At 65.4% G+C, this 12985-nt stretch carries 10 protein-coding genes; 3 read left to right on the top strand and 7 right to left on the bottom strand.

Annotated features, from left to right (window positions below; translation table 11 throughout):
- Window positions 1-85 precede the first annotated feature (85 nt).
- The gene (locus BMY53_RS12520; protein ID WP_092946798.1) at window positions 86-850 is read left to right on the top strand and encodes a DUF481 domain-containing protein; all 765 of its coding nucleotides are present in this window, start codon (window positions 86-88) and stop codon (window positions 848-850) included.
- Window positions 851-942: 92 nt separating this feature from the next.
- On the opposite strand, the gene infA is transcribed toward BMY53_RS12520, so the two are convergent.
- On the bottom strand, window positions 943-1203 hold the full coding sequence (gene infA, locus BMY53_RS12525) for a translation initiation factor IF-1 (protein ID WP_092946799.1): 261 nt from the start codon (window positions 1201-1203) through the stop codon (window positions 943-945).
- 178 nt (window positions 1204-1381) lie between these two features.
- Complete coding sequence (locus BMY53_RS12530; RefSeq protein WP_092946800.1) at window positions 1382-1594, bottom strand: cold-shock protein; 213 nt, start codon at window positions 1592-1594, stop codon at window positions 1382-1384.
- Between the two features lie 294 nt (window positions 1595-1888).
- On the opposite strand from BMY53_RS12530, the gene BMY53_RS12535 reads away from it, so the two are divergent.
- Window positions 1889-3013: an acyltransferase family protein gene (locus BMY53_RS12535; protein ID WP_092946801.1), complete on the top strand. Its 1125-nt coding sequence runs from the start codon at window positions 1889-1891 to the stop codon at window positions 3011-3013.
- Window positions 3014-3148: 135 nt separating this feature from the next.
- Here the strand turns inward: BMY53_RS12535 and BMY53_RS12540 are convergent, their stop codons facing one another.
- The 5 genes from BMY53_RS12540 to BMY53_RS12560 all read right to left on the bottom strand — a co-directional run bounded on the left by BMY53_RS12540 (window position 3149) and on the right by BMY53_RS12560 (window position 11286).
- Window positions 3149-5356: a PhoX family protein gene (locus tag BMY53_RS12540; protein WP_255370166.1), complete on the bottom strand. Its 2208-nt coding sequence runs from the start codon at window positions 5354-5356 to the stop codon at window positions 3149-3151.
- Window positions 5357-5488: 132 nt separating this feature from the next.
- The gene (locus tag BMY53_RS12545; protein ID WP_092946802.1) at window positions 5489-6649 is read right to left on the bottom strand and encodes a PepSY-associated TM helix domain-containing protein; all 1161 of its coding nucleotides are present in this window, start codon (window positions 6647-6649) and stop codon (window positions 5489-5491) included.
- Between the two features lie 107 nt (window positions 6650-6756).
- On the bottom strand, window positions 6757-9066 hold the full coding sequence (locus tag BMY53_RS12550; protein WP_255370167.1) for a TonB-dependent receptor: 2310 nt from the start codon (window positions 9064-9066) through the stop codon (window positions 6757-6759).
- Window positions 9067-9375: 309 nt separating this feature from the next.
- Window positions 9376-9816 (bottom strand): DUF2946 domain-containing protein, encoded by a 441-nt coding sequence (locus BMY53_RS12555; RefSeq protein WP_143074051.1) that lies wholly within the window; start codon window positions 9814-9816, stop codon window positions 9376-9378.
- 102 nt (window positions 9817-9918) lie between these two features.
- A complete protein-coding gene (locus tag BMY53_RS12560) occupies window positions 9919-11286 on the bottom strand; it encodes an APC family permease (RefSeq protein WP_092946805.1) in 1368 nt (455 codons plus the stop codon).
- A gap of 578 nt (window positions 11287-11864) precedes the next feature.
- Between BMY53_RS12560 and BMY53_RS12565 the strand changes: the two genes are divergently transcribed.
- The gene (locus BMY53_RS12565; RefSeq protein WP_177200849.1) at window positions 11865-12896 is read left to right on the top strand and encodes an acyltransferase family protein; all 1032 of its coding nucleotides are present in this window, start codon (window positions 11865-11867) and stop codon (window positions 12894-12896) included.
- Window positions 12897-12985: the final 89 nt, after the last annotated feature.

Below are 12985 nucleotides of genomic sequence, written 5' to 3' on the forward strand. Positions count from 1 at the left end.
CGCCGTACGCGTAAGGCTTCGAAGGGCATCGGGAGCGGGACTTGCCTGGGGGGCGCCATCGAAAACGCTCCTGAAAGGACCCGCCATGCCGCCATCGCGCCTGCTTGTTGCCACTGCCTGCCTCGCTGCTGCTCCCCTCGCCTCCTGGGCCCAGGTGACCGTCAAGAATGACGGTGAGTGGCGAGCCCTGTTCACGGCAGGCGCCAGTGTGGCCACGGGCAACAGCAAGTCCACCACCATCAACCTCAGCGGCGAGGCGGTCAAGGCCTCCACCAGTGACAAACTGACGTTGAATGCACGGGGGCTCTATGTCGACAACGACGACACGGATGCCGAGAAACGCCTGTCCGCCGGTGCGAACTACCAGCGAGACCTGACCCCGAAAGTCTTCGGCTTCGGTCAGTTCGACGCCCTGAGGGATGAGCCAGCCAACCTGTCCTCACGCGCCTCGGTGGGCGGGGGCCTGGGTTATCACGTCATCCGACGGGACGACCTCACCTTCGATCTGTCGGCTGGTGTGGGCTACACACGGGAAAAGTACCTGACCCCAGAGGTCACGGATGACGGCAGCACGCGCGACCGCTACAGCAACACGGAAGTGCTGCTGGCAGAAGAATCGACGCACAAGTTCTCCGACACCACCACCTTCCGCCAGAAGCTCACCTATTTGCCGGACCTGCGCAACAGCGGCCAATACCGGGCCACCTTCGACACGGCGCTGTCCGTGGCGATGACCAAGCGGCTCAGCCTCACGGCCACGATCTCTCACCGGTACGACAGCGATCCGGGCCCCGGCCTGAAGCGGGGGGACACGTTGTTCATCACCGGGGTGTCGTTCCGGATCGATTGATGACCACCTGATAGGCGAAAAAAAACAGCCCGGTGAAAACCGGGCTGTTCTGCTGTCCATCTGGGGGACCGCCTGATGGCGATCCTGGTCAATCAATGACGATTGCCACCACCCGACGGAGGAGGTCCACGACGCTCCAGGTGACGGAATGTAATCCGGCCCTTGGAGAGGTCATAAACCGACAGTTCCAGGGTCACGGCATCGCCAGCCAGGATACGGATGTGATGCTTGCGCATCTTGCCGCCTGTGTAGGCGATCACCGTATGCCCGTTTTCCAGCGTGACGCGGAAGCGGGAATCAGGAAGCACCTCATTGACGGTGCCACGCATCTCGATCAGCTCTTCTTTGGCCATTGGGGTCCTTCTTTGTAGAGGCCTCCGCGCTGGGCAGCCCACGGCAATGATGCCGCGAATCCGCCTGAGCGAAGGGAGGCCGATGCAATGAATGTTGCGGCTCGGCAATAGCCGTCTTGACGCGGCTTCAGAGGCCGGGGCGTTTCACCGCGCCCCGTTCGGCTGAGACCCGAAGGGCTCAGAGCTGGCGGATGTTGGCCGCCTGCAGACCCTTGGGGCCTTCCTTGACTTCGAATTCCACGGTGGCGCCTTCGGCCAGAGTGCGGAAACCGCCGTTGTTGCGGATTTCGCTATGGTGGGCGAACAGGTCCTTGGTGCCGTCAGCGGGCGTGATGAAACCAAAGCCCTTGCCGTCGTCGAACCATTTCACGGTGCCGGTTTGAGTCGTCATGATGTTTCCTTTATTAATTGGAATGGATGGGAACACTCCGCCCGGCCACCTGGCCAAGCGAAGACAGACACACTCAAGAGCAATCAGCAGGGGGTGAAGCTGTAGCGAGCCGCTCGCGAAGGGGTCAGTAAAGACCCGGCGGGGCTGCAGTAAGACCTTGGAAGAACGGTCTTGTGCGAATCTATGGGCCGGAATGTATCACAGATGGGAGATATCTCCCCGTGATCTGGGGGTGCACGCCCACCGTCCGCAGGGTTGTCCGTCTTAAAGTCGTAGGCTGAACGCCACACCACCATGGCCGCAACCCCTTTTCCGCCATCGCCGCCCACCCCTACCGCCCATTCACCCAAGCTCGCCTCCATCGAGGCCGCCCGGGCGTTTGCAGCGCTGGCCGTGGTGTTCATGCACGCCACCCATCTGATGCGTGTGCCGCATTTCTCGGGGCATGTGGGGCTGGGGGGCCTGTTCGACTTCGGCTACGTGGGCGTGGACTTTTTCTTCGTCCTCAGCGGTTTCATCATCACTTTTGTGCATCGCAGCGAGTTGGGGCACGGCGCGCGGCGGTGGCCTGGTTATCTCTGGAAGCGCTTTGTACGGGTGTTTCCCATCTATTGGCTGGTGCTGGCCCTGACGGCAGGCCCCTCCATCGTGGCACGAGCACTATCCGGGCGAACGCCCGTGTCCGAACTTGGCGCGCAGGACCTCCCCGGCACACTGCTGCTGTGGATCGGAGGCGAGCAACCGAAGTATGTGGGTGTGGCTTGGTCGCTGCAGTTCGAGGTTTTGTTTTACCTGAGCTTCTGCCTCCTGCTGCTGCACCTGCGCGGCGGGCTGGTGCTCTATGGGCTGTGGGCCGTGGCGGTGGTCGCCCAGGCCTTTGACCTGACGCCGGGCGAGCTACCGCTGCAGTTGGGGGACCCGCACTGCCTGCAGTTCCTGATGGGCGTGGCCACCGGGCTGATGGCCCGGCGGGCGCCATTGCCGCTGCTGCGTCTGCAGGGCTGGGGAGTGGGCGTCGCACTGGTGGCAGCGGTGCTGTATGAGCGACTGGGGCCGCAAGGCCCGCACGCCTTCGGAGGGCGGGTTGCCCTGGGCCTGGTCTCTGCGGCCATCCTGGCCACCTTGGTGGCGATGGAGCAACGCCGGCCGGTGCAGGTGCCGGCATGGCTGGTGCAGATGGGCGCGGCCTCCTACTCGCTCTACCTCGCCCACTGCCTGCTGATCAACATCCTGCTGACCGTACTGGTCAAGGCCGGGCTGTATACGGCATTGCCGGAGGTGGTGATCTTCGCCGCCGCCGTGGTGGTGGCGGTCATCGGCTGCGGGTTGATCGGCCGTTTTGTGGAACTGCCGATGGTGGCCTGGCTGCGTCGGCGAAAGGCGCCACGGCCGGTGGCCGTGCCGGCGGCCACCGCCTGAGCCCGACAGCCAGCACAGTGGCTCCCGGACGGCCGACGTCGTCGTCACCCGTTTCAAGGACAAGGGCCCACCCCGGCAGCAAGCCGGGGCGGGCCCAGATCTTTCGTGAGGACGGTCAGTGTCGGCGGACGACGCTCAGATGCCGATGTCCCCGCCGTCCTTCTTCGTGATCACCACCGTGGCCGAACGCGGACGCTTCTTCACCGTGGCATCGGCCTGGTTGGCCGGCCAGTAGCTGCCGAAGGTGATGGCGGCCCAATCGGGCGTGGTTTCCTCGCCCGGATGCTGGACGTTGAAGAACAGCGTCTTGTTGTCCGGTGTCATGGCAATGCCGGTGATCTCACACTCCTTCGGGCCGACCAGGAAACGACGCACGGAATCGGCCGTGGCATTGGCGCCCTTGATCGTGCTGGTGCCACCGGCCGCCACGGCCACGCCACCATCCCCCACCTTGCCGGGCACGGCCGCCAGCATCATGCAGTTGGTGATGTCGGTGTAGGCGCCGTCGTCCGTCTGGATCCACAGCATGCCGCGCTTGTCGAAGTACAGACCGTCCGGACTGGAGAAGTCATTGACATCGCTCAGACCGGAAAGGTTTACGTCCGATGCGGCATCCGCCTGGGCACCGAACAGATAGATGTCCCAGGTCAGCTTGGTCACATCCGTCGTGGTTTCGCGCCAACGGATGATGTGGCCGTTGGGGTTACCCTTCTGCGAAGTGGTGCCCTTCAGATCTTCGTAGTAGCGCGGGTTGGCCGCATCCGGCTTGAGCTGGCTGCCGGTGGGGGTGGCGGTGGTGGCCACACGGTTGCTGTTGTTGGTGAGGGTCATGTAGACCTCACGCGTGGTGGGGTGCACCGCGCCCCATTCCGGGCGGTCCATCTTCGTCGCGCCCAGCTTGTCGCCGGCCAGGCGGGCATTGATCAGCACATCGCCCTGGTCGGCAAAGGCATACGCCGCGTTGGTCGCGTCCAGGCCATTCTTGCCGTAGGTCAGCTCCAGCCAGTCGCCGCTGCCGTCGGCGTTGAAGCGCGCGACGTAGACGGTGCCTTCGTCAAGGTACTTGGCGCCAGCGGCCATGCCCTTGCCCACATCGGCAGCGTCCCAGACCGCCTTGGAGACGAACTTGTAGATGTACTCATTGCGCGAGTCGTCACCCATGTAGATGACGATGGGTTGGCCGACCACGGCCGGTGCGGGCCACGCACCTTCGTGGTTGAAGCGGCCCAGTGCGGAGCGCTTGGCCGGCACCGAACTCGGGGCAAAGGGGTCGATTTCCACCACCCAGCCAAAGGTGTTGATGGTGTTGCGATAGTCGTCAGCGGCGGTGGCGCCGGTCACCGACGAATTCCAGCGCGCGTACAGATCGTCCGCACCCGCCGTCTCCCAGAGATAGGGGCTCTTGCGATTCTGCGGCAGGCCGTAGCGTGCCAGGCTGACCACTTCCTTGGCGCTGCGCAGCGCGTCATCACCCGCCGCGCGGCTGATGACGTTGAGGTAGTTCTCCTCGCAGGTCAGGTAGGTGCCCCAGGGGGTGTAGCCGTTGGCGCAATTGTTGTTGGTGCCACGGGTCTGCTGGCCGGCGGCATTGAACTTGGTGGTCAGCAGGGCGTTGCTGCGCGCCGGGCCGGTGATGTCCATCGTGGTGGCGGAGGTCACGCGGCGGTTGAAGCTGGAGCCACGCACCATGGCCATCACACCGGCGGTGCGCTTCACCTCCACGATGCTCACGCCGTGGGCATAGATTTCCTTTTCCACTTCCGCCGCATTGCGGGCGGCACCGGCGGAGCGGCCAGCGGCGTGCAGCACGTACGGGGCCACAACGTACTCGTGGTTGACGGCCAGCAGGCCGCGGTCGGAGCGGTCGGACTGGTAGGCGCCGGCATCGGACAGGCCGAAGTAGTACATGCCATCATGGCCGTCGCCGATGCGGCGGTTGTAGGAGTCGGCCGTCTCGGTGCCGTTGTCCTTCCAGGATTCGTCACCGTAGTGCATGGGGTCGCCGAGGGCATGCAGGATGCTCACGTTGTAGCCCTCGGCCACCGTCACCAGGTCATTCTTGTTTTTGGCCACGGCGGTAAAGCCGAGCTTGGGCGCGGCTGCGGGGGCCGGTGCCGGTGCGGGAGCCGGCGCTTCGTCGGAACCCCCGTCACCACCGCAGGCGCTCAGGATGGAACCACCCAGCAGTGCGGCGGCCGTGGTGCTGATGCCACCTTTGAGCGCCACACGGCGGCTCAGGCGGGCGGCCAGGATCTCGTCGAAAGTCGGGTTGGCCGAAGGGTTGACGATGGCATCTTCGTCGTACTCGTTGGCTGCTGGGCAAACGCCTGGCTGCATGCTCATGTGAAGTCTCCGCAAAGGACTGTTTCCAAGCGGCGCAGTCTCGAAAGACTTCATGAACCCGCCGTGACAATGGCGCTTTTGGACCCCCAGGAATCACCACGGGTCAGCATCGGAAAAACCGATGTACCGCATTCAGGCGTCCTGCGGACCACCCCGCTGCGGCGACGGCCTGCCCGCGCGCCGGCGAATCCACCAGCGCAGCAGCCCGGTGATGAAGAGCAGCAACGGGCTCAAACCCATCAGCAAAACCAGGACGCGCAGCGGCCAGCCTCCGACCGATGCGTCATGCAGCGGATGCAGCCAGTTGTTCACCACATTGCCGGGTCCGAACCGCTCGCGGTCCTGCACCGCGAGGATGTGGCCGTCCAACGGGTCCACAAAGACATGGCTGTGGGGGAAGCGGAAGCTGGGGTCGTCGGGCTGCTGCACCCGGACCATAAAAGCGCCCTGCCCGGGCGCCTCCACCCACGCCAACCGGCCTTGCGGCATCACCCGATGCGCAGCGGCGAGCGCCTGAGCCACCGTGATGCCGGGGGCCATGGCCGAGGAAGGCGCCACCACCGGTGCCCTGACGCTCGCTGCAACGGCCCCCACCGTCCTCGCCAGCACGGCATTGCTCGGCTCGGGCAGCGCCAACATCGTGCCGGTAGCCACCAGCATCAGCAGAAGTGGGAGCGACAGCAGGCCCGCCCATTTGTGAATGTCCCGCAACCGCCGGGAGGGCACCGCGCCACGCTTGAAGTGCCAGGCCGCGGCCCAGCCGCCCTTGGGCCACCAGGCCCACAGGCCGGAGAGCAGCAGCACCAGCATCACCAGGCCGGACCAGCCCACAAAAGCCCGCCCCGGCGCATGAGCAAGCAGCTCCATATGGAGGTCGTAGATCCACGTCATGGCGTAGCGCCCCCAGGTGGCCTCCCGCAGCACCTGTGTGCCGTCCGGCGTCAACCAGACCATCACGCGGCGCCCGTGATGACCTTCGCCGGGCGCCTGGTAGCGCGCGGGAATGGGGCCCGGCACCCCTGTGGCCTCGAAACGCCATGCGCCCGTGCGGTCAGGCCACCGGGCCCTCACGGTGGACAACGCCCGGTCCCACACCGGGTCCTCCCACCCCGGCGCGGCGCCCGGCGCTGACACGCGTAGCGCCGGGTGCAGCAGACGGTCAATGTCCTCGTAGAACACCAGGGCCGAGCCAGTCAGGCCCATCAGCACGAACAACAAGCCGACACTCAACCCCAGCCACAGGTGCAGACGGCGAAAGAAGGAGCGGAGGGAGAACCGCGTGGGAAGCCGCATGGAAGGCCGCATGGAAGCCTGCACGGAGCTCCGCGCAGCGGTCCCCGTGGAGATCCACGCAGCGATCCTCACAGACCGAGCGGCAAAGCGAGCACGGCGCTGCATGATCAGAACCGCGCCAGCCAGGAGACTTCCACGCTCCGAGGTGCACCAAGGTAGACGTTGGTTGTCGGGTACCCGGAATACTCGCCGTAGAAGGCATTGGTCAGATTGCGGCCACGCAGCGTCAGGGTGGTGTCCCGGGATGTCTTCCATGCCATGGACGCATCCAGCGTGGTGTGGCCATCCACATGGATGCTGTTGGCGGTGTCCGTGTAGAAGCCGGCGGCGTAGTGCACAAAGCCGCTGAGCGTCAGCGGGGTGCCGGGCACGGCATAGCTGGCGAAGGCGTTGGCTGTGGAGGTCGGTGTGTTGATCGGCCGATGGCCGGTGCGCACCGCCCCGCCAGCTTCGATGAGCTTGTCGTACTTCGCATCCACATAACCCAACCCCGCCCCCAGAGAAAGCGCTGGCGTCAGCACCGCCACCGCATTGAGCTCCAAGCCGCGCGAGGACTGGCGGCCACCCTGCACGGTCAGCGAAGCATCCGCAGGATCACGCGTGAGGATGTTGGTCTGGCGGATGTAGAAGACTGCACCCGTGAGCGACAACCGATGGTCCAGGGCCGTGGCCTTGAAGCCGGCTTCCGCCGACCGCCCCTGCGTCAGCTTGAAGCTGGTGTTGGCAATGGACTGCAACAGCATCGATGACACGGGCACCGCAGCGGACGTGGCCTGCGCATAGAGCGTGAGCGTCCTGCTCAGGTCGTAGGTGCTCCCCAGGCGCCAGGAGAGCGGGTGGTATTGCGGACGTGCCGACTGCACCGCCCCCACCTGCGCCGGATCGGTGCTCGCGTTGTAGTTGGTGACCGTGCGGCTCAGGTCGATGTCGTCGTAGCGCAGGCCGGCCACCAGCAGCCACTCGGGTGCGAGCTTGAGTCCGTCCTCGGCAAACACCGAACGGGTCTGAAGCACGGAGTCGTAGTTGAGATTGCCCGCCGTGTAGACGCTGCTGCCGGTGGGGAAGCTCCCCACCACCGGATGCCAGGGGTCCACGGCCGCCACGGCACTGGAAGGCGCACTCTGCCGCAGGCTCGAAAAATCCGTGTGGTTGTATTCCACGCCCACCGTGAAGCGGTTGCGCAAGCCCGCCAGCGTGGTGTCGTTGGCGATGGCCGTGCGGGCATTCCAGAACTGGTGGTCGTGATAGAAGCGCTGAAGCGTGCGGTTGAAACTGCCGCCGGGGAAACTGGCGGTTGGCGCGACGAAGGTCTGTGTATCACTCAGCACAAAGGCGCGGTTGGCGGTGTAGGCGGTCAGGTCCGCGTTCCAGGTCCAGCCGCCGCCCAGGGCCCCATCGAGGCGGGAGCGCAGGGTGGTCTCCTCGGCATTGGAATAGGCACCATCCGGGTTGTAGTTGCGATGGCGCAGCGCCTTGTCGATCACCAGGCCGTTGGCGCTTTGCAGGATGCCACTGGGGTCCTTGGCCACGCTGGCCTGAACCAGCGGAACGCCCTGATAGGTGCTGTCATAGCGGTCCGCGTAGTGGTCCACAGCCACCAGTATGGACAGGCGTTCGGTGGGCTTGAACAGCACGCTGCCGGTCAGCCCACGGGCGCGGGTGTGGTTGTTGTCGACGTCGTAGAGGCTGTCGGATTGCAGCTGACTCACGTCCATGCGCACCGCCAGTTGCTCGTTCATCTGCACATTGGCACCGAAGGCGATGGTGCTGGTGTTGAAGCTGCCCCCGCTCAGCAGTGCATCAACGTAGGTCCCGTCCAGCGCTGGCTTGCGTGTCACCTTGTTGATCGCACCCGCGAGCGCGCCCTCGCCATGAAGCACCGACGCCGGCCCCTTGATGACCTCGATGCGATCGAAGTGCCAGGTATTGGTGTCGCGCTGAACCACGGTGGAGGTGGACACCCGAACGCCGTCCTGCAGGATGGACACGGCATTGCCGGAGAAACCACGCATCATGACCACGGCAGGATTGCCGGGAACGTTTCCGGCGATCGCCCCGGGGATGTCGGCGAAGGTCTCCCGTGCGGTGCGCAATCCCTTGAATTGGAGATCCTCCTGCGTGAGGGTCTGGACCGTGGCGGGGGTCTCCCGGGCCGACAGGCCCAGGCGGCTGGCCGTGGGGGCCGGTGCATCAAGCTGGAGCCGGTCCCGTATGCCTGAAACCTCAACGCGGTCCAGTGTGTGAGACGTGCCCGGCGAAATGGTGCTGGCTGCCGGGGTGCTGGCTGCCGGGGTGCTGGCTGCCGGGGTGCTGGCTACCGAGGTGCCGGAAGCCGCCGTTGTGGCGGGCTCCTGGGCGAAGACGGTTGGGGTTGCCAGCATGAGGGCAGCCGACAGCGCGGTTCTGGGGAAATTCATGAAAGGTCCTGACAGGTTCTGCCTGCGCGTCGCGGCCGGGCACCACCGGGACGGGTGGCTCCACACGGCTCACCCTGGGGCCCTCCCCTGCCAACGAACGGGCGCGAGAAGTGAACCTGCGAGGGCGGACGACCGGATGACGGCGAGGGATGCACCCGGCGCAGGGATGCCCTGCGGGAACGGGTGGCGTGAGCGCCAGCAACGGGCAACGCGACACGCGTTGCCAAGCGATGCGAAACGATGCCAGAGGCGCCATAAGCGCCCGTAAGCGCCCGTAAGCGTCCATAAGCGCCGATGGCGCCAAAGCGATCAGGCCGCCGAAGGAGGACCGCGCGCGAGTACCGGCGCCCACGCGAACAGCGGGCGGGGCGACTGCAGGAAGAGATGGGGCGCCTCGAACCGCAGGGCGGCGGGCGGCACCCAGACCAGCGCGGACGGGGGCAGCGACGGCGCCCCGTGATGAAGCGTGCAGCACGGGCAGTTCATCGACGAGGAACTGCCGGGGGTGGACTTGCCGTGGTCAGCATCCGCCGCCTCGCCGGTCAGCAGGACCATGGTGGCGCCTGCGGCGGAGCAAATCTCGGCAAAGCCGCTCGCCTGCGGCGACCCCATGGCCTGCGACGCCGTGGCCTGCACCCCCATGACCTGCACCCCCATGACCTGCAACAGCGACGGCAACAACGCACCCAGCAGGATCGTGAAGGACACGATCCAGGCGAGGCGTTTGAAGAGAAGCCGCGAGGCAGTCATGCCGGCATTGTAGGCAAGGCATGGCTGGCACAAGGCTCCCGGCCCCTGGACGAATTGTCCAGGCCGGCATGGCGCGTCGCAGGCGGACAACGCCGCATCCGGCTACCGCGTCCGCAGACGACCATGCCCCCAGAGCATCAGCGCGCCCAGCGCCAGCACCACCACGCCGACGATGGCGCCCGCCTTCACATAGACCAGGCTGGACCACAGCACAAACGCACTGCAGCCGCTGAACACCAGCGGCAACAGCGGATACATCGGCACCCGGAACGGGCGGGGGCGATCCGGCTCGCGCCGACGCAGCACGATGACCGCCAGACCGCTGAGCGTGATGAAGAACCAGTAGACCGGCGAGAGGTAGTCCACCATGGTGGAGAAGCCGCCGCGAGTCACGGCGCCGAAGGCGACCAGCACCAGCGCAACGGCACTGGTGGCCATCACCGCCACGCTGGGCGTGCCCCGCCGGGCGTTCCAGTGGGCCAGACGCCATTCGGCCGCCAGGTCCCGAGCAGCCGCGTAGGTGGTGCGAGGGCCCGCGATCAGGATGGCATTCATCACGGAAAGGGCCGTCAACGTGACCACGCCCACCATCAGCAGCTCGGCGCCCCGGCCAAAGGCCACGCGCATCAGTTCAGCCGCAGGGGCCGGGCTCGCAGCCAGGCCGGACAAGCCCAGGACACGCACATAGGCCCAGTTGGCCAGCAGATAGAGCGCCATCACGATTCCCAGGCCGAGCAGAAGAGCCCGCACGATGCCGCGGCGCTCGTCCTTGATTTCTGCCGACAGCGTGGCCGCGTCGCTCCATCCGCCATAGGCCAGGAAAACAAACACCATGGCCAGGCCCCAGTCCGGCACGGCCGCACCGGTATGCGGCAGCGCCGGTGCATGGCCCTGCCATTGCTGGGCGCCGGCACCAAGGCCCAACAGCAGCAGGCCCACCAGCACCAGCGTGGTCAGACCCACTTGGGTGCCCAGCCCCACCTGCACGCCCAGCAGGTTCAGCCCAGTGAGCAGCACGATCAGGCCGGCCGCCATCCAGGCGCTGGCATACGGACCCAGCCATGGCGAGAGGTCCACCACTTGGGCCAGGTAGTCTCCGAACACGAACCCCAGCAGCGCCATCGAGCCGGTGTGGATGACCGCAAAGCGGGACCACGCAAAGAGAATGCCCAAACGATGGCCGTAGGCGCGGCGCAGGAAGTGATAGTCGCCGCCCGTATCGGGAAAGGCCGCCGCCAGTTCCGCAAAACACAGGCCGCCGATGACCGAGAGCACGCCGCCGAGGGCCCAGGCCAGGTAGAGCTGCTCTGGCGTACTCAGCGCCTGCGCCACCATGGGCGAGGTCTTGAAGATGCCAGCGCCGACCACCATGCCCACGCACAGCGCAACGGCGTGCCTCACATCCAGGATGCGCTGCGGCTGGCCGGCGGTGGAATCAACGCTAGCAGCGTCAGCAGAGGATGCGGTCATGAACGGGAGGGATCGGCAGGACGCGCGATCCTAAAGGGGGAACAAACGGGGAACAAATGGGGAACCCGGGGAATACGGTCCCATAGAACCCAGCCCGTCGTGGCGCCGCCACGGCATGAGCTTATGAACAAGACGTCTGAAACCAAACCGGGGATTTCGAGCGCGGTGCCGACCCGCTTTCACCTTGGCGACTTTGGCCGCCGGCTGACTGCCGTGAACCTGGAACTGCTTCGATAACGTTCGTTAGCCCACATTCGATTTGGGAATCAATGTTGACATAGTGGGAGATTTGAAAAACTGATCTACCGCGACTTCGGCAAACTGCTAATTAAGGGACCCCAGTGCGCGCTGCGCACTGCATGTCCCATTCATCAGCAGCAAGTCCCCATGAAGGGCGACTAGGATGGACATGCAGAAGCTCGGCAACTCTCCAGCCGCGAGAAGTTGGCGCAGAGCTTGCTTGCACCGATCGCTGACATGACCAGTTCATGGGCCAGTTCACGGGCCAGTTTCATGGGCCAGTTTCATGGGCCATTACATCCACCCTTCCATCTACCGTACCAACCAGGGGAGTCGCTTTGTCCAGTGGCCTGTCGATCAACACGCTTCGCGGACTCGCCTGCCTGCTGCTGGTGGCTTATCACGTCATCGGCGATAGCAGTGCTGCGGGGTTGCGCCTGCCCGCAGAGCATCCCGCCAGTCAGCTCAACAATTGGCTGGCATTGATCCGCATGCCATTGTTTTCATTCCTTTCCGGAATGGTCTATGCGCGCCGGCCGCTCAAGGGTGACATCGCGCCTTTTGCGAAGGGCAAGATGCGCCGATTGCTGTTGCCGATGCTGATCGTAGGCACTGGCTTTGCACTGCTGCAGAACTTCGTTGACGGCACCAACAAAGAGGGCGACTACAACTGGTGGCTGCTGCACACGGTGCCGGTGGCGCACTACTGGTTTCTTGAAGCGCTGTTTCTGATCTTCCTCGTCACGGCATTGATGGAACGCCTGGAATGGCTCTCCACGCCGAAGCGCTTCGCAGCGGTGTGGCTGGTGGCCGCCGTGGTGGTGCACTGCTGGGTGCCGCTGCCGGTCTATTTCGGTTTGAATGGCGCGGCTTATCTCTTCCCCTTCTTCCTGCTCGGCGTGGCCGCACACCGATTCCAGCTGGACCGCTTTGCGCCCTGGGTCATGCCCGGCCTTCTCGCGGGCATGGTCGCGCTGCTGGTGCTGCTGTGGGCGATGACCACGCCACCGGTCGCGAATCACCCGGGTCTGCAGCGGCTGCTGGTCAGCGTGTGTGCTTGCCTGCTGCTGCTGCGCCTGAAGCCGGAGGTGCGCTGGCTGGCCTGGCTGGGCGCCTGGTCCTTCGGGATTTATCTGTTCCACCCGGTGTTTGCGGCGGGTGCACGCATGGCGCTGCGGTCCCTGAACATCCATGATGTGCCGACGCTGTTTGCGGCCGGCATGGTGGCCGGTCTGGCAGGGTCCATCGCGCTGACGGCGACCTTGCGGCGCGTGCCCTTTGGCCATTGGGCGCTGGGAGAACGGCCGGCACGGCCAGAACCTTCGGCGGTGTCCCAGGCAGCTGGGACGACCCACTCGTCGAATGCCTGAGGATGGCCGGCATCGCGTGAGATCCCACGCCTGAAGGGACCGGGGCCTTTTGAACGCGGCCTATCATGGGCCGATCCGTTCGGATGGTG

It is taken from the genome of Roseateles sp. YR242, from assembly GCF_900109745.1.
Taxonomy (GTDB): domain Bacteria; phylum Pseudomonadota; class Gammaproteobacteria; order Burkholderiales; family Burkholderiaceae_C; genus Roseateles.

Bases quoted from the DNA above. Each gene is read 5' to 3' on its own strand.
- BMY53_RS12520 (WP_092946798.1), top strand. From the start codon at position 86: ATGCCGCCATCGCGCCTGCTTGTTGCCACTGCCTGCCTCGCTGCTGCT.
- infA (WP_092946799.1), bottom strand. From the start codon at position 1,203: ATGGCCAAAGAAGAGCTGATCGAGATGCGTGGCACCGTCAATGAGGTG.
- BMY53_RS12530 (WP_092946800.1), bottom strand. From the start codon at position 1,594: ATGACGACTCAAACCGGCACCGTGAAATGGTTCGACGACGGCAAGGGC.
- BMY53_RS12535 (WP_092946801.1), top strand. From the start codon at position 1,889: ATGGCCGCAACCCCTTTTCCGCCATCGCCGCCCACCCCTACCGCCCAT.
- BMY53_RS12540 (WP_255370166.1), bottom strand. From the start codon at position 5,356: ATGAGCATGCAGCCAGGCGTTTGCCCAGCAGCCAACGAGTACGACGAA.
- BMY53_RS12545 (WP_092946802.1), bottom strand. From the start codon at position 6,649: ATGCGGCTTCCCACGCGGTTCTCCCTCCGCTCCTTCTTTCGCCGTCTG.
- BMY53_RS12550 (WP_255370167.1), bottom strand. From the start codon at position 9,066: ATGAATTTCCCCAGAACCGCGCTGTCGGCTGCCCTCATGCTGGCAACC.
- BMY53_RS12555 (WP_143074051.1), bottom strand. From the start codon at position 9,816: ATGACTGCCTCGCGGCTTCTCTTCAAACGCCTCGCCTGGATCGTGTCC.
- BMY53_RS12560 (WP_092946805.1), bottom strand. From the start codon at position 11,286: ATGACCGCATCCTCTGCTGACGCTGCTAGCGTTGATTCCACCGCCGGC.